Origin of the sequence: Vibrio sp. Vb1980 (assembly GCF_033338615.1) — a bacterium.
In the GTDB taxonomy this organism is placed as follows: Bacteria; Pseudomonadota; Gammaproteobacteria; order Enterobacterales; family Vibrionaceae; genus Vibrio; species Vibrio alginolyticus.
Genome location: NZ_JAWOSZ010000020.1, coordinates 19,251 through 42,910, shown reverse-complemented (window position 1 = coordinate 42,910; position 23,660 = coordinate 19,251). Strand labels below are relative to the sequence as shown.

Sequence of the window (23,660 nt, the reverse complement as noted above, 5' to 3'; positions counted from 1 at the left end):
GTTAATCCTCTAAACTATTTCGTTTTACCTAAGCTTAAACCGCAGCTGCACCACCAACGATTTCTGATAGTTCTTGTGTAATCGCAGCCTGACGGGCTTTGTTGTACACAAGTTCCAAATCGTCAATCAAACTGGTTGCGTTATCCGTTGCAGCCTTCATCGCAATCATTCGAGCCGCTTGCTCACAAGCAAGGTTCTCAACCACACCTTGGTATACCTGAGACTCTACGTAACGCACTAATAGCGTATCCAGTAGAGGTTTTGGTTCAGGCTCATAGATGTAGTCCCATGAATGCTCACGCTGCATCTCTTCGCTGTCCGATTTAGGCAAAGGTAGCAATTGATCGATCGTTGGTTGCTGAACCATAGTATTAACAAACTTGTTGAATACTACATATAGACGGTCCAGTTCACCTTCATCGTATTTCTTCAGCATTACGCCAACAGAGCCGATTAGGTCTTGTAGGCTTGGATTATCTCCAAGACCAGAAACCTGTGCCGCAACTTTTGCGCCACCATGTTTAAAGAAAGCTGTTGCTTTTGAGCCAACAACGGCTAGCTCAATCTCAGCACCTTTCTCTCTCCATGCTTGCATGTCTGTAACGGCTTTTTTGAACACGTTAATGTTCAAACCACCACACAGACCACGGTCTGTCGAAACGATGATGTAACCAACACGTTTAGCTTCACGCTCTTCTAGGTACGGATGACGGTACTCTAGGTTTGCGTTAGCCACATGACCGATCACTTTACGCATTGTTTCAGCGTATGGACGAGAAGCTTCCATTGCATCTTGAGAACGACGCATTTTTGAAGCTGCTACCATTTCCATCGCTTTCGTAATTTTCTGAGTGCTTTTAACACTACCGATTTTATTACGTATCTCTTTTGCGCCGGCCATCGTTACTCTCCGTTAGTTGGTGGCAGAAACTGCCACCGACCTAATTACCAAGTTTGGGTTGCTTTGAAGTCGTCAGTCAGTTTCTTCAACTGAGCTTCGATTTCATCGTTGTAAGCGCCAGACTTGTCGATCTCAGCTGCTAGTTCAGCGTATTGACCGCGAGCGTACGATAGTAGAGCCGCCTCGAAATCTAGAACTTTGTTAAGTTCTACATCATCAAGGTAACCGCGCTCTGCCGCGAAGATAGTTAGAGCTTGGTCAAATACAGACATTGGAGCGTACTGCTTCTGCTTCATTAGTTCTGTAACTTTTTGACCATGGTCTAGCTGTTTCTTCGTTGCGTCATCAAGGTCAGAAGAGAACTGAGCAAATGCCGCTAGTTCACGGTATGCAGCTAGTGCTGTACGGATACCACCTGATAGTTTCTTGATGATTTTCGTCTGAGCTGAACCACCTACACGAGATACTGAGATACCAGGGTCAACAGCAGGACGAACACCAGCGTTGAATAGCTCAGTTTGTAGGAAGATCTGACCATCGGTAATCGAGATTACGTTAGTCGGTACGAATGCTGAAACGTCACCTGCTTGAGTTTCGATGATAGGAAGAGCAGTCAAAGAACCAGTCTTACCTTTCACTTCACCGTTAGTGAAACGCTCTACGTACTCTTCGTTTACACGAGCTGCACGCTCTAGTAGACGCGAGTGTAAGTAGAATACGTCACCTGGGAATGCCTCACGGCCTGGTGGACGTTTAAGTAGTAGAGAGATCTGACGGTAAGCTACCGCTTGCTTAGATAGATCATCGTAAACAATCAGTGCGTCTTCACCGCGATCGCGGAAGTATTCACCCATCGCACAACCTGCGTAAGGCGCTAGGTATTGAAGCGCTGCAGATTCAGAAGCTGATGCAACTACAACGATAGTATTTTGTAGTGCGCCGTGCTCTTCTAGTTTGCGAACAACGTTAGCGATAGTCGATGCTTTCTGACCGATTGCTACGTAGATAGAGAAAATACCAGAGTCTTTCTGGTTGATGATCGCGTCGATCGCCAGTGCTGTTTTACCAATCTGACGGTCACCGATGATAAGCTCACGCTGACCACGACCGATTGGGATCATTGAGTCAACTGACTTATAACCAGTTTGCACAGGTTGGTCTACCGATTTACGGTCGATTACACCTGGTGCGATCACTTCTACAGGCGAAGTCATTTTCGCTTCGATTGGACCTTTACCATCGATAGGCTCACCCAGCGTGTTTACTACGCGGCCTAGTAGTTCTGGACCAACTGGCACTTCAAGAATGCGGCCAGTACCTGTAACTTTCATGCCTTCCTTAAGGTCAGCATATGGGCCCATTACAACCGCACCAACCGAGTCACGCTCAAGGTTAAGTGCCAGTGCATAACGGCCACCCGGTAATTCAATCATTTCACCTTGCATCACGTCCGCTAGGCCGTGGATGCGGATGATACCATCGCTTACCGATACGATAGTACCCTCGTTGCGAGCTTCACTAACAACTTCGAAAGATTCGATACGTTGTTTGATCAGATCGCTAATTTCCGTGGAATTAAGTTGCATGCTCCAATCCCCATTAAGACTGCAATGCATCGCTCAGGCGGTTCAAACGACCACGCGCTGAGTCATCGATGACTAGGTCTCCGGCTCGAATAATCACCCCACCAAGTAGGGTCTCATCTACACTGCAATTCAGCTTCACTTTGCGTTCAAGACGCTTTTCAAGTTTGCTGCCAATGTTTGCAAGTTGTTCATCAGAAAGCTCTGTTGCTGAAATTACTTCAACATCAATTTCTTTCTCATGTTCTTTTTTCAGAGTAAAAAACTCCGTGCAAACATCAGGAAGGGCCGCTAAACGACCATTCTCAGCCATTACCTTCAAAAGGTTTTGACCGTGCGCATCAACTTGTTCGCCGCAAACTGCAACAAAAATTTCTGCCATTTTGTCAGCAGAAACCGAACCCGTTAGTAGTTCGTTCATTTGTTCGTTTTTGGCCACTTCAGCAGCAAAAGATAACATTTGGCCCCATTGGTCCAACTGGTCTTTCTCTAAAGCAAAGTCGAAGGCTGCTTTAGCATAGGGGCGTGCGATAGTAGTCAAATCAGACATATGCGCCCCCAGACTTAAAGTTTTGCAGTAATGTTGTCGAGAATATCTTTTTGCGCATCTTTATCGATAGAACGCTCAAGGATTTTCTCAGCACCAGCTACAGCCAGAGTAGCAACTTGTTTGCGCAGCTCATCGCGTGCACGATTGCGTTCAGCTTCAAGTTCTGCTTCTGCTTGCGCTAGGATTTTCTGGCGTTCTGCCTGAGCTTCCTCGCGAGCTTCATCAAGAATTTGAGACTTACGTTTGTTCGCTTGTTCGATGATCTCAGTTGCTGTGCGCTTCGCTTCTTTCAATTGATCAGAAGCGTTGGCTTGTGCTAGATCCAAGTCTTTCGCAGCACGTTCTGCTGCTTGAAGACCATCAGCAATTTTCTTCTGACGCTCTTCGATCGCTTGCATCAATGGTGGCCATACATACTTCATGCAGAACCACACAAATAGTGCGAACGAGATTGCTTGACCTAGCAGAGTTGCGTTTATGTTCACAACAGCTACCCCTCTATTTGGACTTAGTGTTAATCAGTGACAAGCGATAATCGCCCGTCCCGAGTTAAAGGTGATTAACCTAGTTGACCAACGAATGGGTTTGCGAAAGTGAATAGTAGCGCGATTACGATACCGATCATTGGAACCGCATCAAGTAGACCCGCGATGATGAACATCTTAACTTGTAGCATAGGAGCCATTTCTGGTTGACGTGCAGCACCTTCTAGGAATTTACCACCTAGCAGTGCGAAACCAATCGCTGTACCAAGAGAAGCAAGACCGACGATAATACCTACGGCGATTGCAGAAAAGCTCAGTAAAGTTTCCATTACTATCTCCAATTTATAGTTGTTGGCTTAGTGCCCAAATAAAAAGCTTTAAAAAAATTAATGATCAGGATCTTCGTGTGCCATTGACAGGTAAACAATTGTCAACATCATGAATACGAAGGCTTGAATCGTAATAACCAAGATATGGAAGATTGCCCACGGTAGTGAACCCATCCATTGTAAGTACCATGGTAGCATTGCCGCACAAAGAATGAATACAACCTCACCCGCGAACATGTTACCGAATAGACGCATACCAAGTGATAGAGGTTTCGCTAATAGCGATACCACTTCAATTAGTAGGTTAAACGGAATCATCAGTGGGTGATTGAATGGATGTAGTGCAAGTTCTTTTGCGAATCCACCTAGACCTTTTACTTTGATGCTGTAGTAAATCATCAATGCAAAAACGCCTAGAGCCATAGCCATGGTGATATTCACATCAGCAGACGGTACAACCTTAAGGTAAGGAATACCTAGCCAATGCTCTGCTGGGTATGGTAAGAAGTCGATAGGAACTAAGTCCATCACGTTCATCAAAAATACCCAACAAAAGATAGTCAGTGCTAAAGGCGCGATCAGTGGGTTGCGTCCATGGAACGTGTCTTTGACGTTATCGGCGACAAATTCAACGATCATTTCTACAGCACACTGAAGCTTACCCGGTACACCCGCTGTTGTTCTCTTTGCTACTTTGTAAAAAATTCCGAGGAAGATTAAACCAGTAAACCAAGAAAAAAACAGGCTATCGATATGTACGTTCCAGAAACTTGTCTCCGACCCTACTAAACCCAACTTGTATAGCGATAGGTTAGAAAGGTGGTGGGCAATGTAACCGGACGATGTTAGCGCTTCACCTGGCGCAGCCATAACTCATCCTATTTTTTGTTGTTAATGAATAGCACTGGTGCACAGATATTAATACCTAGTACCAGCAAATAGGTTAGTTTGAGGGGAACAAGTTCCACCTGCATATACATGTAGGCAACATAGAACAGTGCAACCGTGATGAGAATTTTCAGTACTTCACCCGTATAGAAGGAAGCAGCGATGCGCTTGGCAGCGCGAGCTCCACTAAACATGAAAGCACACAGCGCGAATACTGCATTGGCAACAACAAAAATGCCTCCGCCAATCAGCGCTGAAAATCCCCAGTCAGGATTTATGGCTACCGCCATTCCTGCTGCCACAAAAATAACCGCGCCAGACTGGATCATTAACAATTGCCTTGCGAGCTCTCGTCCTGGTCTAGCTAACGCAGCTACCATGTATTCGTACCTCTAGTAATATCCACTTCGCACTTAACTCTCTGTGCTGGGAAATTGGCGAAAATTATACGTTCAGTTCAACGTAAAGCAATTCGATTGCATCAAAAACTTACAGTTTTGTTTACAAAACGACAACTTTCGCACAAAATTCGATTAATTAGATTAATTGACCTAAATCAATTATCTCATCTAGGCCTCAAGCTTGGCAATTAGTTGGTCCAATTTGTGAGGCTCATCAAGACTTATCGTCAATTTCGCTTTTCCGTTTGCAGAACGGGTAAGAGAAACTTTTGCATCAAGCAGCTGACTCAATTTATGCGACATTTGCTCGGCTTCGGTATCCTCTTGTTGCCCTTTTTGCTCATTTTGTGGGGCTAAGCACTTTTTTACTAACTGTTCGGTTTGGCGAACAGTCATTTGCTTCTTAGCCACTTGTTGAGCTACTTCGACTTGCTGTTCGCCTTCTAACGCTAACAGAGCTCGAGCATGACCCATTTCCAATTTTTTATCTGCAACCAGACCTTTTACATCAACTTCCAACTGATTCAGACGTAATAGGTTACTCACCGTCGTTCTTGATTTACCAATAACATCGGCCACTTGCTGATGTGTCAGCGTGAATTCATCTTGTAGACGCTCAAGCGCTTGGGCTTCCTCAATCACATTCAAGTCTTCACGTTGAATGTTTTCAATCAACGCCATGGCGATGGCGGCACGATCTTCAACTTTTTTCACCAAACACGGCACGCGTTTTAAACCCGCCTGCCTTGCAGCACGCCAGCGGCGCTCACCTGCGATGATCTCAAACTGACCATTTTCGACCTGGCGAACCACGATTGGTTGAATAATGCCTTGTGATTGAATCGAAGCCGCTAGTTCTTCTAGCGCTTCAGGCGCCATATCTTTACGCGGTTGGTATACGCCCGGCTGCAATTGACCAATCGCTAAATCGGTTAACTCACCGTCTGCCGATAATTCTTGGCTATGCGATGCAATATGCTGTTTTTCACGAGCAAACGAACTGGTCGACAATAACGCATCCAGTCCTTTTCCGAGACCACGCTTAGACATGGGATTGAATTCCTTAGGTTAGAGTTAAACTGGGATTTCTTCGCGGCGGAGCATTTCGCCCGCTAGAGCAAGATACGCTTTGGCACCTGCGGAGTACTTATCGTAGTACATTGCAGGCTTACCGTGACTTGGCGCTTCAGCCAAACGAACATTACGCGGAATGACAGTACGGTAAACTTTATTGCCAAAGTGTTTTTTAAGTTGATCGGATACTTCATTCGATAAGCGGTTGCGTGGGTCGTACATGGTACGCAATAAACCTTCGATTTTGAGGTTTTCATTCACAACAGCCGCTAACTTGCTGATTGTATCCATAAGAGCAGTTAAACCTTCTAACGCAAAGTATTCACATTGCATCGGCACCAGCACAGAGTCAGCTGCCGCCATCGCATTGATTGTAAGAAGGTTTAGAGAAGGAGGACAATCAATAAAGATGAAATCATAGTTATCGCGAACTGAGGACAATGCATTTTTTAGACGCACTTCACGAGCGAAAACTTCCATCAATTTGATTTCTGCCGCGGTGACGTCGCCGTTCGCCGCGATCAAATCATACTTCCCTGTTGTTTGGGTACAAACGACTTGATCGAACGGTGTATCTTCGACCAAAAGATCGTATGCGGTGGCGTCGACCATATACTTATCCACGCCACTGGCCATCGTAGCATTGCCTTGCGGGTCGAGATCGATCACCAAAACCTTGCGCTTTGTTGCCGCCATCGAAGCCGCTAAGTTAATGCACGTTGTTGTTTTGCCGACCCCACCTTTCTGGTTGGCGATTGCTACAATTTTACCCACGATTACCTCGCTAATTTCCCTTGCGCGATAAGATTACTAGATGACGATCACCTTCCAACTCAGGAACAGCCAAAGATATGATCTCTGTCACACTGCACCATTCAGGAAGCTGATCCATTTCATCTTTAGGGTGCTGTCCTTTCAGCGCTAGAAACACCCCGTGCTCTTGTTTCGGCAAATGGTGGCACCATTCCACCATGTCTATCATTGAAGCAAAAGCTCGACTCAAAACGCCATCAAATTTTTCTTCAGGTTGGAATTCTTCGACACGACTTTGAATTGGTGTCACGTTTTTCAGCCCTAATGTGTGTACAACTTGCTTGATAAAACGGATGCGTTTGCCAAGACTGTCGAGCAAAAAGAAGGTTTTCTCAGGGTTCATGATTGCCAAAGGGATGCCCGGTAACCCCGGACCAGTACCAACATCAATGAAGCGCTCACCGGGCAGGTGTGCGCTTACAACGATACTATCAAGAATATGTTTCACTAACATATCAAGCGGATCACGTACCGATGTTAAATTGTACGCTTTGTTCCATTTGTCGAGCAGTTCGACATAACCAACTAACTGCTCTCGTTGCTGTTCTGACACTTCCAAATCGGTTTTCGCGATCAGTGAATCCAGCTTTGTTCGCAATGCGCTCATTATTCTTCCTCACCTTTCTTCAGCAAACCATGCTTTTTCAAGTGAACAAGTAGAATAGAAATTGCAGCAGGCGTAATACCAGAAATGCGTGATGCAATACCGATGCTCTCTGGTTTGGCCTCGCTCAGTTTAGCAACGACTTCGTTTGATAAACCTTTTACATCGCGGTAATCCAAATCAGCAGGTAACTTGGTATTTTCGTGACGCAGTGATTTTTCGATCTCTTCCTGCTGACGCTTGATGTAACCATCGTATTTCACTTGAATTTCAACTTGCTCAGCCGCTTGCTGATCTTCAAGTGCAGGAGCAAACGCTTCAAGTTGCGTCAGTTGCGAATAAGTGATCTCTGGACGACGCAGAAGATCCTCACCACTCGCTTCACGGGCCATTGGGGTTTTCAGCAGCTTGTTCAGCTCATCAACACCCTCTGACTTCGGATTCATCCACGTTGCTTTCAAACGCTGACGCTCCGTTTCCATATTGTTGATTTTCTCGTTAAAGCGAGCCCAACGAACATCATCAATCAAGCCTAGCTCGCGCGCTTTTTCCGTTAAACGCAAATCGGCATTATCTTCACGAAGTAGCAGGCGGTATTCCGCACGAGAAGTGAACATGCGGTACGGCTCTTTGGTACCCATGGTCGATAAGTCATCAATCAACACGCCCATGTAAGCTTGGTCACGACGTGGGCTCCAGCCTTCTTTGTCTTGGCTAAACAAGCTTGCGTTTAGACCGGCCATCAAGCCTTGCGCTGCGGCTTCTTCGTAGCCAGTCGTACCATTAATCTGGCCAGCAAAGAACAAACCATGGATGAACTTCGTCTCGTACGTTTGCTTCAAATCACGTGGATCGAAGAAATCGTATTCAATCGCATAACCTGGGCGAACGATGTGTGCATTTTCAAACCCTTTCATTGAGCGCACGATTTGTACTTGCACATCAAATGGCAAGCTGGTCGAGATACCATTAGGGTATAACTCGTGCGTGGTTAGGCCTTCTGGCTCAATAAAGATTTGGTGGCTGTTTTTGTCAGCGAAACGCATCACTTTGTCTTCAATAGACGGACAGTAACGCGGACCAATACCTTCAATCACACCTGCGTACATTGGACTGCGATCCAAGTTACTACGGATCACATCGTGAGTTTGTTCATTGGTGTGGGTGATGAAACATGGAATCTGACGCGGATGCTGTTCACGTTTGCCCATGAACGAGAATACAGGCGTTGGGTTATCACCGTGCTGAGCTTCTAGCACTGAAAAATCAACAGTACGAGCATCAATGCGCGGTGGAGTACCTGTTTTTAAACGATCCACACGGAACGGCAGTTCACGCAGTCGATCCGCTAATGCGATCGATGGTGGATCCCCGGCACGACCACCAGACGAGCTTTCCATACCTATGTGGATCTTACCACCAAGGAAGGTACCCACGGTTAGCACAACGGCTTTCGCATGGAAGCGAAGTCCCATTTGAGTTACCACACCAACTGCGCGATCTTGTTCAACAATCAGATCATCAACTGATTGCTGGAACAACGTTAAGTTAGGCGCATTTTCTAATGCATTACGAACGTACGCTTTGTACAGAGCGCGATCGGCTTGAGCTCGAGTTGCTCGTACTGCAGGACCTTTGGAGGCATTTAGTGTACGAAACTGAATACCTGCATGGTCGATGGCTTCTGCCATCAAACCGCCCATAGCATCTACTTCTTTTACTAAGTGACCTTTACCAATACCACCGATCGCCGGATTACAAGACATCTGGCCTAATGTATCGATGTTATGGGTAAGGAGAAGCGTTTTTTGTCCTGTGCGTGCAGATGCGAGCGCGGCTTCCGTTCCTGCGTGTCCGCCACCGACAACAATGACGTCAAAGTTTTCGTGATAAAGCATGAACTGACCTCAGGTATTCAAAGGGATTTAATGGACAGATAAAGGAGCCGTATTTTACCTGCTTTATGCCAGAGAGAAAAACGTTTTCTCGTTTTATCCGTTTTAAGCTTCAAGATAAATATATATAAGATCTATATATATGATCTTTTATTAGATCTACTATTAGGATCGACCGTTTCTGTGGATAACCTAAAAATGATCAACAAGATCATGGATCTTCTTTGGATCATATCTTGTGATCATGATTGGATCAGATCGAGGATTACCTGGGATCAAAAGTGGTGGTTATGCACAGGGGGTAAAATTGATCAAAGTTGTTATTGGGATAACTAAAGGAAAATCACTGGATCTTATTGTAGTTATCCACAGTCTGTTTGGTTGGTTTTTGAGCGGTTAAACAAAATAATTTGGTGGGAGTTATTCACATGGGAGAAAACAGAGCCGAATTTCGACTCTGTTGAAGGGAAAGTCGTGAGTTTAAAAACGTTCGATATTCTCTTTTAACCACATCTCTGCGGCGTCTTCTGGCACATCATGGCTCAGTACATCGATTTTAAAGCAATCTGCGAGAGGGGTTGCACCAATATCCTCTAATAAATCATAAGCGTGTTGACCAGCGGCACAGAACGTATCGTAGCTAGAGTCACCAATCGCAATCACCGCAAATTTTACATCAGTCATTTTTGGCGGTGTATTTTGTAATGCTGCGATAAAAGGTTGGATATTATCAGGATACTCACCAGCTCCATGTGTAGAGGTGATCACCAACCACGTACCTTGATTTTCGATATCACTGAGGGAAGGCTGGTTGTGGGTCGTTGTTTCAAATCCATTCTCGTTGAGTAGATCACTCAGGTGATCCCCTACGTATTCTGCGCCACCTAACGTGCTGCCTGTAATAATGTGGATCATACTTCTTCCTTATTGAATGCGACGGCTAAAGCTCATGGATGGCTTGCCGTACAAAAAGAAACGCGGTGTGAGTTAAGCTCAGCACCGCGCGTTCGATTATTTACTTCCCGATACAGAATGAAGAGAAGATTCGTCCCAGTAAGTCGTCAGAACTGAACTCACCGGTAATCTCATTGAGATGTTGTTGGGTGATGCGTAGCTCTTCAGCCAATATTTCACCAGCCATATAGCCTTCAAGCTGCTCCTGGCCTATTTGAAGGTGCTGTGCGGCACGTTCTAATGCATCGAGATGACGACGACGAGCCATAAACCCACCTTCACTGTTGCCAGAGAAGCCCATACACTCCTTGAGATGATCGCGCAGAGCTTCAACCCCTGCACCAGTCTTCGCTGACAAACGGATAAGGGTAGGGTTATTGACGTGGCAGATCCCCATATCTTCACCCGTTTGATCCGCTTTATTACGGATCACAGTTATACCAATGTTGTCTGGTAGGCGATCCACAAAATCTGGCCAGATATCTTTCGGATCGGTGGCATCGGTTGTCGTGCCATCCACCATGAACAACACGCGGTCTGCTTGGGCTATTTCATCCCACGCGCGTTCGATACCGATTTTCTCTACTTCATCGGAAGCATCACGCAAACCTGCTGTATCAATGATGTGTAGTGGCATGCCATCAATATGGATATGCTCACGCAGTACATCACGCGTGGTTCCTGCGATGTCGGTTACGATTGCAGACTCTTTACCCGATAGTGCGTTCAGCAGGCTTGATTTGCCCGCATTTGGACGACCCGCAATCACGACTTTCATCCCTTCACGCATAATAGCGCCTTGGTTAGCTTCTTTGCGCACCGCATCTAGGTTGTCGATGATGGCTTGTAGGTCACCAGCCACTTTACCGTCGGCCAAAAAGTCGATCTCTTCTTCAGGGAAGTCGATGGCTGCTTCAACATAGATACGCAAATGAATCAGCGACTCAACTAAGGTATTAATACGGCCTGAAAATGCGCCCTGTAAGGATTGCAGCGCCGATTTTGCTGCTTCTTCAGAACTGGCATCAATGAGGTCTGCAATCGCTTCGGCTTGAGCGAGGTCGAGTTTATCGTTCAGAAATGCGCGTTCAGAGAACTCACCAGGGCGAGCAGCTCGAATACCATCTATACCTAGAATGCGTTTTATCAGCATATCCATCACGACAGGGCCGCCATGGCCTTGCAGCTCAAGTACGTCTTCACCGGTAAATGAGTGCGGGTTAGGGAAGTACAGTGCGATGCCCTGATCAAGCACAGTGCCATCTTCTGACTTAAACGGCAGGTACTCTGCGTAGCGGGGCTTTAGTGTTTTGCCAGTGACTTCTAACGCCACTTGGTTGGCTTTAGGGCCAGAAACACGAATAATACCGACACCGCCACGACCAGGCGCGGTCGCTTGAGCGACAATCGTATCTGTAGTCATAATTTTGCCTTTTGAGCTGGGCTATAGGGAAGATACCTAGGGAGCCATCACAATTAATTAGCTGAATTGTAATCAGCCAAAAACAAAAAGGCGACCTTTTGGCCGCCTTTCTCAATCATTTCCTAAAAGGTTACTTGCTGTGTAAGCCTTTTTTCTCTAATCCTTTGTAGATCAGAGTTTGCTGGATAAGCGTTACGATGTTTGACACCAACCAGTACAGAACGAGACCTGATGGGAAGAACAAGAAGAAGAAGGTAAACATAACCGGCATAAAGGTCATGATCTTCTGCTGCATTGGATCCGTTACTGTTGTCGGGCTCATCTTCTGGATTAGGAACATTGACGCACCCATCAGTAGAGGCAGGATGTAGTAAGGGTCCTGCGCTGAAAGGTCATGAATCCAACCGAAGAATGGAGAGTGACGTAGCTCAACCGATTCCATTAGTGCCCAGTAAAGCGCGATGAAGATAGGCATCTGTAGGATAAGAGGTAAACAGCCACCTAGTGGGTTCACTTTCTCTTTCTTGTACAGTTCCATCATTTCTTGGCTCATGCGCTGACGGTCATCACCGATACGCTCACGCATTGCTTGCAGCTTAGGCTGTAGCATGCGCATTTTCGCCATAGACGTGTATTGCGCTTTTGTTAGTGGGTACATTGCACCACGAACGATGAAGGTCAGACAGATGATTGCCACACCCCAGTTGCCAACAAAGCTCTGGATGAATGAAAGCAACATATGAAGAGGCTTCGCAATGAACCATAACCAGCCGTAGTCCACTACTAGGTCTAGGTTAGGTGCCACTTCTGCCATTTCATCTTGCAGTTTTGGACCAACCCAAAGTGTTGCTTCAAACTTAGCCTGATCGCCTGTTGCGATAGTTTTGTTCGGCATACGAACGCCGATGTCGCCGAGGTTGCCAATTACACGAGTGTATAGGTTAGTACCTGGTTCGTTACGTGGGATCCAAGCTGCGGCAAAGTAGTGCTGAATCATTGCTGCCCAACCTTGGCCATCGGCTAGGTTAAGAGACAGGTTGCGATCCTGCATATCATCAAAGCTGTACTTCTTGTAACGCGTATCTTCTGTTGAGTATGCGCCACCACGGTAAGTAGGCATTGTGATGCTACCACCATCGTCCATTAGGTTTTGACGTAGGTGAGCGTACATACCAAATGTTGCGTTGTTGCCTGAGTTGTTCACTACATCGTATTCAACATTAAGCGCGTAGCTGCCGCGTTTAAAGATGTAAGTTTTGGTGTATTCGATGCCGTTTGCAGTGAATGTCATCGGAACGCGAAGTTCATCTTGACCGTCAGCCATTGTGAAGCTGTCTGCACTTACGTTGTAGTGAGGGCGATTTGTGCTGCTCAAGTCGATACCTTGAGGACCCACTAGACCGCTTTGAGCGATAAATTGGTGACCTTGAGCGTCTTTAAGCAGAACAAAGGAATCTGATGAATCTAACTCAGCAGAGTATTCGTTAAGGTTGGCATGTACCACATCGCCACCAACGGTGTCGATCGACAGAGTTAAAACATCAGTCGTTACTGTGATAGTTTTTGCAGAAGCTTGCTGTTGACCGGGAACTGGGTCAAGTTCATCAGCAAAAGATGGTGCAGGTAGAGTGCTGCTTGATTGAGCCTGTTCAACTGCTTGAGGTTCTGGATTCTTTGCAACTTGCCATTGTTGAAACAGCAAAAAAGAAACCAGGGCCAAACCGATGAGCAGGATATTACGTTGAGAATCCATCGTTAGTTATCTCTGTCTTGTTTTTGGACTGGTGGAACGGGGTCATACCCCCCTTCATTCAAAGGGTGGCATTTTAATAGACGTTTGCCTGATAACCAACATCCTTTTACAAAACCGTGAGCTCTCAAAGCTTCTAGCGCGTAAGTGGAACAGGTTGGTGTGAACCGGCAACGAGGACCAATCAAAGGGCTGATAAACCAGCGATACAGATAAACGAGCCCAATGGCTATCCACGTGAAGGGCGAGACAGGCGTTGCCATAGCTTATCAAACAACTTAAAAATTTCCTCATTGCTTAAATCTTGCGCGCTTTTCTTCGCAATCACAACAAAATCTTTGTTTGGAAGCTGATGTTGATTGTTACGAAAGCTTTCACGAGCCAAACGCTTAAATCGGTTACGACCGACAGCCGTTTTGATTTGCTTTTTGGGAACCGCTAAACCTAATCGTGGGTGAGAAAGTTTGTTATTGCGAGCAATGATGGTGAAATGAGGCGAGCCAGCTCGATGAGCTTGCTGGAAGACGTTTTGATAATGCTCGGGAGTTAACAAACGTAACTCCCGATTAAACGCGTACGTGTTCAAAATAAACTAGCGATTATTTTGATAGGCGCGCACGGCCTTTTGCACGACGTGCGTTGATAACTTTACGACCGTTCTTAGTTGCCATGCGAGCACGGAAGCCGTGAGTACGCTTGCGCTTTAGAACTGTAGGTTGAAAAGTGCGTTTCATGATAATTACCTTTACTGATCAGTAGTTTTAGGTTCTTGTTAAACCCGGCGTGGGTATTTGCTTTCTTATATAAAGAAGCTCTTTATATAGAGAAGGACAACCGACGCCTCTCAACAAAGAGGCGGAATTGTAATCACACTCACATAATGTGTCAATGACTCAATGAGTACGAAATTCCGGCCGGGCGATTATACGTAGTGTGAGTAAAATCTCAAGGATCAATCGATCCTGATGCTTGATCGTTACTCTATTCCTACTTGGTTAAGGAATTTTTTCAAACGAGGATCTTGTGGATTATCGAAGATATCCTGTGGAGAACCTTGCTCAACGATATTGCCTTCCGCCATGAAGATCACTCTATCAGCGACTTCTTTCGCGAATTGCATCTCGTGCGTCACCACCAGCATGGTTTGATGCTGATTAGCTAACTTCTTCATTAATGAGAGAACTTCACCGACCCATTCAGGATCCAGCGCAGAAGTTGGTTCGTCAAACAACAGCAGTTCTGGTTGCAGCGCCATCGCTCGGCCGATACCCACACGTTGTTGTTGGCCGCCAGATAATGACGCTGGATAACTATCGCCTTTATCCCCAAGGCCGATGTCATCCAGAATTTGTTGCGCTCGTTTGAGAGCATCGGCTTTTTTCCAACCTCGAACGGTCACTAGACCTTCGGCAATGTTCTGGCGCGCATTCATGTGGGCAAACAGGGCATAGTTTTGGAACACAAAGCCAGTTCGACGACGCAGCGCTAATACTTCGGCTTTAGTGTGTTTTTGAGTATCAACGGAGATGTCATCTATCGTGATACGACCTTCATCTGCTTGTTCTAGGAAGTTCACCGTACGCAGCAAGGTTGATTTACCCGTACCACTTGAGCCGATAATCACGATGATCTCACCTTGCTTAATATCGAGGTCGATGCCTTTCAGCACTTCAGTCTCACCAAAACGTTTGTGAATATTTTCTAACTTAATCATCGTACGTACGCCTTATTCAGTTTTGCTTCTGCCCAGATTTGTACGCGAGTCAGAATCACCACCACGCCCCAGTAAATAAGAGCAACCGCAAGGAAAGCTTCAAAGAAACGGAAACTTGATGAGGCTTCCATCTGTGCTTTCGCCATGATTTCGGCCACACCAAGCGTGAAAGCAAGAGACGTTGACTTGATCATATCGATGAAATAGTTCATCAATGAAGGCAGTGCGACACGCGTTGCTTGAGGTAAAATCACTCGGCGCATTGCTTGGGATGTCGTCATACCGACCGATAAGCTCGCTTCCATTTGGCTGCGATCAATGCCAATAATGGCGGCACGAATACTTTCCGCCATATAAGCGGCAAAGTGCAGCGTTAAACCGATAACCGCTGCTGAAAAGGCGTCGATACCGACCATCAATGGAAAAATTTGCGGTAAGCCGTAATAGAGCAGGAAAAGCTGAACCAACAGTGGGGTGCCACGGAAGAAGCTGATGTACAGTTGGCTTAATTGATCCAGAACTGGCAGTTTAAATACGCGAATATTGGCTAAAATGACGGATAAAATCAGCGAAAACACCAATCCCCATGTCGCCATTTCCATGGTTGTGCCAAGATATTTCAGCAATATCGGCAGCAGTTCCAACATGTAATTAAAGTCAAATCCCATACGGCTTACCTAAAGGCTAGAGAAAAGAAAAGGTGGAAAACAAGTTCCACCTTTACGTAAGTTTATTTTAGTCCGAGAGTGATACCACTTTGCGGCCTAAAGTACAAAGAGTTCTTATTTCGTGATGTCAGCGCCAAACCACTTCACGGAAATTTTCTCTACTGTACCATCTGCGCGCATCTCAGCCAGTGCTTTGTTTACTTCTTCTTGCAGCTTACGACCTTTCTCGTTGTCAACGAAAGGCCATGCGTTTTGAATGGTCTCAAACGGTTCGCCTGCCAATTCCAGAGGAAGGCCAGTTTTCTTAATCAGCTCTAACGCAGAAAGACGATCCATTACAAACGCGTCTGCACGACCGAGCGCCACGTCATGTTCGATACCTGTGTCGTACGTTTTAATGTTGATCTTGCCGTCTTTGTCGTATTGACGCAGCAGTTGCTCAAAGTTAGAGCCTAGGTTCACCGCAACGGTCTTGCCCGCAAGATCGTCAACACCTTTGATGCTGTCGTTGCCTTTACGCACGGTAATTTGTGCGCCATCTACAACGTAAGGGTCAGCAAATAGGTATTTAGCTTTACGCTCGTCAGTCATGGTGATTTGGTTGGAGATCGTATCGATACGACCAGTTTCTAAAAGACCAAATAAACCAGAGAAGTTGGCTGTTACGTATTCGATTTTGTAATCGTTACGTTTACCGATTTCATCCCACATGTCGACTTCAAAGCCTTGTAGCTTGTCTTGCTTTACAAAAGTAAACGGGAAGTAGCGACCTGACATACCAACTTTGACTTCAGTAGCGGCTTGTACGGTTGCTGCCGACAGTGCAATGGCTGCAACGGCAACCTTAATCCAGTTTTTCATAATACATCTCCATAATTTTATGGTTGGAAATACTACTGTTAGTTAGCTCAATTAAATAAATAACCAAGAGCAATAACCTAGACCTGTGAGTTATTAGATAATAGAAGAAGAATGTTAAATGTGACGAAAATGCGAACTGAACCTAGCGAAATGATCGACAAAATCAGCATTGGGAATAAAATAATACACAGACTTATCACCAATCGCTCGATCTTGTTAATTTTGCCCAATTGTGGATCGTTGTGTGGGCAAATTTGGGGCAAGGTGTGTTGATCTCATCAAGTTTGCAGAAATAATTGTGAATAACTTGGATCTTATTCACTGGATCGTCGATCAATCGCTGGCGATCTTGGTTATCAACAGGTAAAATTGCCAGTCTTTTCCGATAATTCAATTACTCAGTGGGGGCACCGTGTCATCTTCGCTTTGGCTGCAATGTTTGCAGCAGCTTCAAGAAGAGCTACCAGCTACAGAATTCAGCATGTGGGTTCGTCCGCTACAAGCGGAGCTCAATGACAATACTCTCACTCTATTCGCGCCAAACCGCTTTGTGTTGGACTGGGTGCGTGATAAGTATCTGAACAATATTACTCGCTTACTGCAGGAATACTGCGGTGGCGATATTCCTAACTTACGTTTTGAAGTGGGGAGCCGACCTGTCTCTGCACCAAAACCAGCGCCGACACGTACGCCTGCAGATGTGGCTGCCGAGTCATCTGCACCTGCGCAATTACAGGCGCGTAAGCCAGTACACAAAACCTGGGATGACGACGCTCAAGCGATTGCGGCTATCAATCACCGCTCAAACATGAACCCAAAACACAAGTTCGATAACTTTGTTGAAGGTAAGTCGAACCAACTGGGTTTGGCTGCGGCGCGTCAGGTATCGGATAATCCTGGTGCAGCATACAACCCGCTGTTCCTATACGGCGGCACGGGCTTGGGTAAAACGCACTTGTTGCATGCGGTGGGCAACGCGATTGTGGATAACAACCCGAACGCAAAAGTGGTCTACATGCACTCAGAACGTTTTGTGCAAGACATGGTAAAAGCGCTGCAAAACAATGCGATTGAAGAATTCAAACGCTACTACCGCAGCGTGGATGCGCTCCTTATCGATGACATCCAATTCTTTGCTAATAAAGAACGTTCACAAGAAGAATTCTTCCATACCTTCAACGCACTATTGGAAGGTAATCAGCAGATCATTCTAACGTCTGACCGTTATCCTAAAGAAATTAATGGCGTTGAAGATCGTCTTAAATCTCGCTTTGGTTGGGGTCTTACTGTTGCGATCGAGCCACCTGAGCTTGAAACGCGTGTGGCGATCTTGATGAAAAAAGCTGAAGATCACCAAATCCACCTTGCTGATGAAGTGGCATTCTTCATTGCCAAGCGTCTGCGTTCGAACGTTCGTGAGCTCGAAGGTGCACTGAACCGTGTTATCGCGAACGCGAACTTTACTGGTCGTCCAATTACGATTGATTTTGTTCGTGAAGCGCTGCGCGATCTGCTTGCTCTACAAGAGAAGCTGGTGACGATCGATAACATTCAAAAGACCGTGGCGGAATACTACAAGATTAAAGTAGCGGACTTGCTGTCTAAGCGTCGTTCTCGTTCTGTAGCGCGTCCTCGTCAGCTGGCTATGGCGTTAGCAAAAGAACTAACCAACCATAGCTTGCCTGAAATTGGCGATGCGTTTGGGGGCCGCGATCATACGACCGTACTTCATGCTTGTCGCAAGATTGAGCAGCTGCGTGAAGAGAGCCACGACATTAAAGAAGATTACTCTAACTTGATTCGCACCCTGTCTTCGTAATCGGTTAGAATAACGGTATTCTAAGCAAATCATTTATTGAGCTGACAGCGTAAAGAGCCAAGCATGAAATTTACCATTGAACGTAGTCATTTAATCAAACCGCTACAGCAGGTTTCGGGCGCTTTAGGTGGCCGACCAACTCTGCCAATCCTGGGTAACCTACTTCTTAAAGTAGAAGAGAACGTATTGTCGATGACGGCAACCGATCTTGAAGTAGAGTTAGTAAGCAAAGTGACGCTAGAAGGTGATTTTGAAGCGGGCAGCATTACCGTTCCTTCGCGTAAGTTTCTCGATATCTGCCGTGGTTTACCGGACGATGCGATCATCACATTTGTATTAGAAGGTGATCGCGTACAAGTTCGCTCTGGTCGCAGCCGTTTCTCGTTGGCAACGCTTCCTGCGAACGATTTCCCTAATATTGAAGACTGGCAAAGCGAAGTGGAAGTATCACTGAGCCAAGCTGATTTACGTACGCTGATCGACAAAACTCAGTTCTCGATGGCGAATCAAGACGTTCGTTACTACCTCAACGGCATGTTGTTTGAAATTGACGGCACCACGCTACGCAGCGTGGCGACAGACGGCCACCGTATGGCGGTATCGCAAACTCAGCTAGGTGCGGACTTTGCGCAGAAGCAAATCATCGTGCCACGCAAAGGTGTGCAAGAATTAGTAAAGTTGATGGATGCGCCAGAGCAGCCCGTAGTACTTCAGATCGGTAGCTCCAATGTTCGTGCTGAGGTGAATAACTTTACTTTTACCTCTAAGTTGGTTGATGGTCGTTTCCCTGACTACCGCCGTGTATTGCCTCAGAGCACCAATAAGACACTAATAGCAAGTTGTGACGAGTTGCGCCAAGCCTTCTCTCGTGCTGCGATTCTTTCCAACGAAAAATTCCGTGGCGTGCGAGTGAATCTGGCTGATACTGAAATGCGCATAACCGCGAATAACCCAGAACAAGAAGAAGCGGAAGAGATGCTTGATGTAACCTTTGAAGGTGACGCCATCGAAATCGGCTTTAACGTAAGCTATGTGCTTGATGTTCTGAACACGTTGCGTTGTGAAAATGTACGTGTGTCGATGTCGGATGCTAACGCTAGCGCGTTGATTGAAAATGCCGACGATGACAGTGCCATGTACGTGGTGATGCCAATTCGTCTATAAGCCAACTGAATGCCTCTTTCTCGTCTCATCATTCAGCAGTTTCGAAACATTAAAGCCTGTGATATTGAGTTATCAGCAGGCTTTAACTTTCTTATCGGGCCGAACGGCAGCGGTAAAACCAGTGTCTTAGAAGCGGTTTATCTGCTCGGGCATGGCCGCTCATTCAAGAGCTCTCTCACCGGACGAGTGATACAAAATGAGTGTGACGAACTGTTTGTTCATGGTCGTTTTTTGAACTCGGATCAATTTGAGCTACCTATCGGCATTAATAAGCAGCGTGATGGCTCAACAGAGGTTAAAATAGGCGGTCAATCTGGACAAAAATTAGCGCAGTTGGCACAAGTTCTGCCTCTGCAGTTGATACACCCAGAAGGGTTTGATTTACTGACAGATGGCCCTAAACATCGTCGTGCGTTTATTGATTGGGGCGTGTTTCATACCGAGCCCGCTTTTTATCAAGCATGGGGAAGGTTCAAGCGCCTGAACAAGCAGCGCAACGCGTTGTTGAAAACCGCCAATAGTTATCGTGAGCTCAGTTATTGGGATCAGGAAATGGCAGGATTGGCTGAAAACATCAGCCAATGGCGAGCAAGTTACATCGAGCAGATGAAAACTGTCGCAGAAACTATCTGTCAGACATTTTTGCCAGAATTTGAGATCCAATTGAAGTATTATCGTGGCTGGGATAAAGACACTCCATACCACGAGATACTAGAAAAGAATTTTGAGCGTGATCAGGCATTGGGATACACCTTTAGTGGCCCAAACAAAGCTGATTTGCGCATTAAAGTGAACGGAACGCCCGTTGAAGATGTTCTGTCACGCGGTCAATTAAAACTCATGGTGTGTGCATTGCGTGTAGCGCAAGGGCAACACCTGACAGAGATGGCCGGTAAACAATGCATTTACCTAATTGATGACTTCGCGTCGGAATTAGATAGCCAACGTCGCAAGCGTCTTGCTGACTGCTTAAAAGAGACGGGCGCACAAGTATTTGTAAGCTCTATCACTGAAAGCCAAATCGCCGATATGTTGGACGATAACGGTAAATTGTTTCATGTGGAACATGGCAGGATAGAGTCAAACTAGAAGAGAGAAACTCATGTCTGAAAATTACGATTCATCGAGTATTAAGGTACTGAAGGGTCTGGATGCGGTACGTAAGCGTCCAGGAATGTACATCGGCGATACGGACGACGGCACCGGCCTTCACCACATGGTTTTCGAGGTGGTGGATAACTCAATTGATGAAGCGTTGGCAGGTCACTGTAAAGACATCGTTGTGACAATTCATGAGGATAACTCGGTTTCCGTTAGCGATGATGGTCGTGGCATTCCAACAGAAATCCACTCAGAGGAAAATGTCTCTGCAGCAGAAGTAATTATGACGGTTCTTCACGCGGGTGGTAAGTTCGACGATAACTCATACAAAGTATCGGGTGGTCTTCACGGGGTAGGTGTTTCAGTAGTAAACGCACTATCAGAGAAAGTTGAGCTAACGATTCATCGTGGTGGCCATATCCATACGCAAACCTACCGCCATGGTGAGCCTCAAGCGCCACTAGCCGTTGTGGGTGATACGGATAAAACCGGTACACAAATTCGTTTCTGGCCAAGTGCCGAGACGTTCTCTAACACTGAGTTCCACTATGACATTCTGGCGAAACGCCTGCGTGAACTGTCATTCCTGAACTCTGGTGTGTCGATCAAATTGGTTGATGAACGTGAAGCGGACAAACATGATCACTTCATGTATGAAGGTGGTATTCAAGCGTTCGTTGATCACCTAAACACCAACAAAACGCCAATCATCGAAAAAATCTTCCACTTTAACTCTGAGCGTGAAGACGGCATTTCAGTTGAAGTGGCGATGCAATGGAACGATGGTTTCCAAGAGAACATCTTCTGCTTTACCAACAATATCCCACAGCGTGATGGTGGTACTCACCTTGCTGGTTTCCGTGCTGCGCTAACACGTACATTGAACAGCTTTATGGATAAAGAAGGTTTCTCGAAGAAAGCGAAAACAGCGACTTCAGGCGACGATGCGCGTGAAGGTCTAACTGCGGTTGTTTCGGTGAAAGTGCCTGATCCTAAGTTCTCAAGCCAAACAAAAGACAAACTGGTTTCTTCTGAAGTGAAATCAGCTGTTGAGTCTGCAATGGGTGAAAAACTGTCTGAGTTCTTGATTGAGAACCCGACAGAAGCGAAGATGGTTTGTTCGAAAATCATCGATGCAGCACGTGCTCGTGAAGCAGCGCGTAAAGCTCGTGAAATGACGCGCCGTAAAGGTGCACTAGACCTAGCTGGCCTTCCAGGTAAACTTGCAGATTGTCAGGAAAAAGATCCGGCACTCTCTGAACTATACATAGTGGAGGGTGATTCGGCAGGCGGCTCCGCAAAACAAGGCCGTAACCGTAAGAACCAAGCGATCCTACCGCTAAAAGGTAAGATTCTTAACGTAGAAAAAGCACGTTTCGACAAGATGCTATCTTCTCAAGAAGTAGCAACACTGATCACCGCACTAGGTTGTGGTATCGGTCGTGACGAGTACAACCCGGACAAGCTTCGTTACCACAACATCATCATCATGACCGATGCCGATGTCGATGGTTCGCACATCCGTACGCTACTGTTGACCTTCTTCTACCGTCAAATGCCAGAGCTTATTGAGCGTGGCTATGTGTACATCGCTCAGCCACCACTATACAAAGTGAAAAAAGGCAAACAAGAGCAGTACATCAAAGATGAAGAAGCGATGAACCAATACCAAGTATCATTGGCTCTGGACAATGCATCGCTACACGTAAACGCAGAAGCACCAGCATTGGCTGGTGAAGCACTAGAGAAGCTTGTTCAACAGTACAATGCGGGTATTAAACTGGCGGAACGTATGAGCCGTCGTTACCCAAGTGCTTTGGTAAACGAGTTGATTTACACTCCTCGCCTAACGCCAGAGCAATGCCATGACGCATCAGTTGTGGAAGCGTGGACGAAGCAGCTTGTTGAACAGCTGAATGCGAAAGAAGTGGGTGCAAGCCAGTACAGCTACGAAGTTGAGCAGCACGAAGAGCTAGGCTTAAACTTGCCTAAGATTGTGGTTCGTACTCACGGCGTGACGCACGAACATGCAATTAGCATCGACTTCCTAAACTCGAAAGAGTACGGCAAGTTGGCTGATCTATCAGAAGCACTTGATGGACTTCTGGAAGAAGGCGCGTACATCAAACGTGGTGAGCGTACTATGCCAGTGGCAAACTTTGCAGAAGCGCTTGACTGGTTAGTGAAAGAGTCAATGCGTGGCTTAAGCCGTCAGCGCTACAAAGGTCTAGGTGAGATGAACCCAGACCAACTTTGGGAAACCACCATGGACCCAGAAACTCGTCGTATGATGCAGGTAACGATTGAAGATGCGGTAGGCGCAGATCAACTGTTCACTACGCTAATGGGTGACCAAGTAGAACCTCGTCGTAACTTCATCGAAGAGAACGCACTGAAAGTAGCGAACCTAGACGTATAACGACACTGTTCGTGATAGTAAAAAGCAGCGAGAAATCGCTGCTTTTTTTGTTTTACCACCAGCTAAAATCGCCACTTTCTGCTAAAGCGGATGTTTTTCTGGTACTAACTGCCAACAACCCGATCAAGCCTGCCATTTTATTTCTGTTTTCTTTTTTTCTCGCCATTTTGTTCGCTTGAGCGTTTTTGCTTTCTTTTTTCTGCTCGCTATAGTGCTGAAGAGCTGATGAATAAGGAGACTAAGAAAATGGTGATGACTTTCCTG

Annotated in this window: 24 protein-coding genes; 4 read left to right on the top strand and 20 right to left on the bottom strand. The window is 46.1% G+C overall.

The genetic code is table 11. The features are described 5' to 3' along the window. Positions 1-34 precede the first annotated feature (34 nt). The 20 genes from atpG to R7F64_RS21195 all read right to left on the bottom strand — a co-directional run bounded on the left by atpG (position 35) and on the right by R7F64_RS21195 (position 16,893). Positions 35-901, bottom strand: a complete 867-nt coding sequence (atpG, locus tag R7F64_RS21290; protein WP_005378932.1) for a F0F1 ATP synthase subunit gamma — start codon at positions 899-901, stop codon at positions 35-37. 44 nt (positions 902-945) lie between these two features. Further along, complete coding sequence (atpA, locus tag R7F64_RS21285; protein ID WP_005378931.1) at positions 946-2,487, bottom strand: F0F1 ATP synthase subunit alpha; 1,542 nt, start codon at positions 2,485-2,487, stop codon at positions 946-948. Between the two features lie 13 nt (positions 2,488-2,500). Further along, a complete protein-coding gene (atpH, locus tag R7F64_RS21280) occupies positions 2,501-3,034 on the bottom strand; it encodes a F0F1 ATP synthase subunit delta (protein ID WP_017635596.1) in 534 nt (177 codons plus the stop codon). Positions 3,035-3,048: 14 nt separating this feature from the next. Further along, positions 3,049-3,519, bottom strand: coding sequence for a F0F1 ATP synthase subunit B (atpF, locus tag R7F64_RS21275; protein ID WP_005378929.1), 471 nt, complete (start codon positions 3,517-3,519; stop codon positions 3,049-3,051). A gap of 74 nt (positions 3,520-3,593) precedes the next feature. After that, positions 3,594-3,848 (bottom strand): F0F1 ATP synthase subunit C, encoded by a 255-nt coding sequence (atpE, locus tag R7F64_RS21270; protein ID WP_002540812.1) that lies wholly within the window; start codon positions 3,846-3,848, stop codon positions 3,594-3,596. Between the two features lie 57 nt (positions 3,849-3,905). Then, positions 3,906-4,718 (bottom strand): F0F1 ATP synthase subunit A, encoded by an 813-nt coding sequence (atpB, locus tag R7F64_RS21265; RefSeq protein WP_005378922.1) that lies wholly within the window; start codon positions 4,716-4,718, stop codon positions 3,906-3,908. A gap of 8 nt (positions 4,719-4,726) precedes the next feature. Beyond that, positions 4,727-5,116: a F0F1 ATP synthase subunit I gene (locus R7F64_RS21260; protein WP_005378921.1), complete on the bottom strand. Its 390-nt coding sequence runs from the start codon at positions 5,114-5,116 to the stop codon at positions 4,727-4,729. Positions 5,117-5,305: 189 nt separating this feature from the next. After that, the gene (locus R7F64_RS21255) at positions 5,306-6,187 is read right to left on the bottom strand and encodes a ParB/RepB/Spo0J family partition protein (RefSeq protein WP_005383840.1); all 882 of its coding nucleotides are present in this window, start codon (positions 6,185-6,187) and stop codon (positions 5,306-5,308) included. Positions 6,188-6,211: 24 nt separating this feature from the next. Beyond that, positions 6,212-6,985 carry a ParA family protein gene (locus tag R7F64_RS21250; RefSeq protein WP_005383838.1) on the bottom strand — a complete coding sequence of 258 codons (774 nt, stop codon included), beginning with the start codon at positions 6,983-6,985 and terminating at the stop codon, positions 6,212-6,214. A gap of 10 nt (positions 6,986-6,995) precedes the next feature. Beyond that, entirely contained in the window at positions 6,996-7,631 is a 636-nt protein-coding gene (rsmG, locus tag R7F64_RS21245; protein WP_206225441.1) for a 16S rRNA (guanine(527)-N(7))-methyltransferase RsmG, read from the bottom strand. Further along, positions 7,631-9,526 (bottom strand): tRNA uridine-5-carboxymethylaminomethyl(34) synthesis enzyme MnmG, encoded by a 1,896-nt coding sequence (gene mnmG, locus R7F64_RS21240; RefSeq protein ID WP_005378901.1) that lies wholly within the window; start codon positions 9,524-9,526, stop codon positions 7,631-7,633. The genes rsmG and mnmG overlap by 1 nt, the downstream gene beginning before the upstream one ends. A 477-nt stretch (positions 9,527-10,003) precedes the next feature. Next, positions 10,004-10,438: an FMN-binding protein MioC gene (gene mioC / locus R7F64_RS21235; protein ID WP_318072065.1), complete on the bottom strand. Its 435-nt coding sequence runs from the start codon at positions 10,436-10,438 to the stop codon at positions 10,004-10,006. A gap of 100 nt (positions 10,439-10,538) precedes the next feature. Further along, positions 10,539-11,900 (bottom strand): tRNA uridine-5-carboxymethylaminomethyl(34) synthesis GTPase MnmE, encoded by a 1,362-nt coding sequence (mnmE, locus tag R7F64_RS21230; protein WP_005383836.1) that lies wholly within the window; start codon positions 11,898-11,900, stop codon positions 10,539-10,541. A gap of 130 nt (positions 11,901-12,030) precedes the next feature. Then, on the bottom strand, positions 12,031-13,653 hold the full coding sequence (gene yidC / locus R7F64_RS21225; RefSeq protein ID WP_005383834.1) for a membrane protein insertase YidC: 1,623 nt from the start codon (positions 13,651-13,653) through the stop codon (positions 12,031-12,033). 2 nt (positions 13,654-13,655) lie between these two features. After that, entirely contained in the window at positions 13,656-13,913 is a 258-nt protein-coding gene (yidD, locus tag R7F64_RS21220) for a membrane protein insertion efficiency factor YidD (protein WP_005378822.1), read from the bottom strand. Further along, positions 13,880-14,203 (bottom strand): ribonuclease P protein component, encoded by a 324-nt coding sequence (gene rnpA / locus R7F64_RS21215; RefSeq protein WP_005394102.1) that lies wholly within the window; start codon positions 14,201-14,203, stop codon positions 13,880-13,882. Before rnpA ends, yidD begins: the two co-directional genes overlap by 34 nt. Before the next feature lie 46 nt (positions 14,204-14,249). Then, the gene (gene rpmH / locus R7F64_RS21210) at positions 14,250-14,384 is read right to left on the bottom strand and encodes a 50S ribosomal protein L34 (RefSeq protein WP_005378825.1); all 135 of its coding nucleotides are present in this window, start codon (positions 14,382-14,384) and stop codon (positions 14,250-14,252) included. 242 nt (positions 14,385-14,626) lie between these two features. Further along, a complete protein-coding gene (locus R7F64_RS21205; RefSeq protein ID WP_054730019.1) occupies positions 14,627-15,364 on the bottom strand; it encodes an amino acid ABC transporter ATP-binding protein in 738 nt (245 codons plus the stop codon). Beyond that, positions 15,361-16,032: an amino acid ABC transporter permease gene (locus R7F64_RS21200; RefSeq protein ID WP_005378829.1), complete on the bottom strand. Its 672-nt coding sequence runs from the start codon at positions 16,030-16,032 to the stop codon at positions 15,361-15,363. The genes R7F64_RS21205 and R7F64_RS21200 overlap by 4 nt, the downstream gene beginning before the upstream one ends. Before the next feature lie 114 nt (positions 16,033-16,146). Continuing rightward, positions 16,147-16,893, bottom strand: a complete 747-nt coding sequence (locus R7F64_RS21195; protein WP_005378831.1) for an amino acid ABC transporter substrate-binding protein — start codon at positions 16,891-16,893, stop codon at positions 16,147-16,149. Positions 16,894-17,305: 412 nt separating this feature from the next. Here R7F64_RS21195 and dnaA point away from each other — a divergent pair, with 412 nt between their 5' ends. The 4 genes from dnaA (at position 17,306) to gyrB (ending at position 23,396) form a co-directional block, all read left to right on the top strand. Beyond that, positions 17,306-18,712: a chromosomal replication initiator protein DnaA gene (dnaA, locus tag R7F64_RS21190; protein WP_005378835.1), complete on the top strand. Its 1,407-nt coding sequence runs from the start codon at positions 17,306-17,308 to the stop codon at positions 18,710-18,712. Between the two features lie 63 nt (positions 18,713-18,775). Beyond that, complete coding sequence (gene dnaN / locus R7F64_RS21185; RefSeq protein ID WP_005394106.1) at positions 18,776-19,876, top strand: DNA polymerase III subunit beta; 1,101 nt, start codon at positions 18,776-18,778, stop codon at positions 19,874-19,876. Between the two features lie 9 nt (positions 19,877-19,885). Continuing rightward, on the top strand, positions 19,886-20,965 hold the full coding sequence (gene recF / locus R7F64_RS21180; RefSeq protein WP_005378839.1) for a DNA replication/repair protein RecF: 1,080 nt from the start codon (positions 19,886-19,888) through the stop codon (positions 20,963-20,965). Between the two features lie 13 nt (positions 20,966-20,978). Then, a complete protein-coding gene (gyrB, locus tag R7F64_RS21175; protein ID WP_017821558.1) occupies positions 20,979-23,396 on the top strand; it encodes a DNA topoisomerase (ATP-hydrolyzing) subunit B in 2,418 nt (805 codons plus the stop codon). Positions 23,397-23,660: the final 264 nt, after the last annotated feature.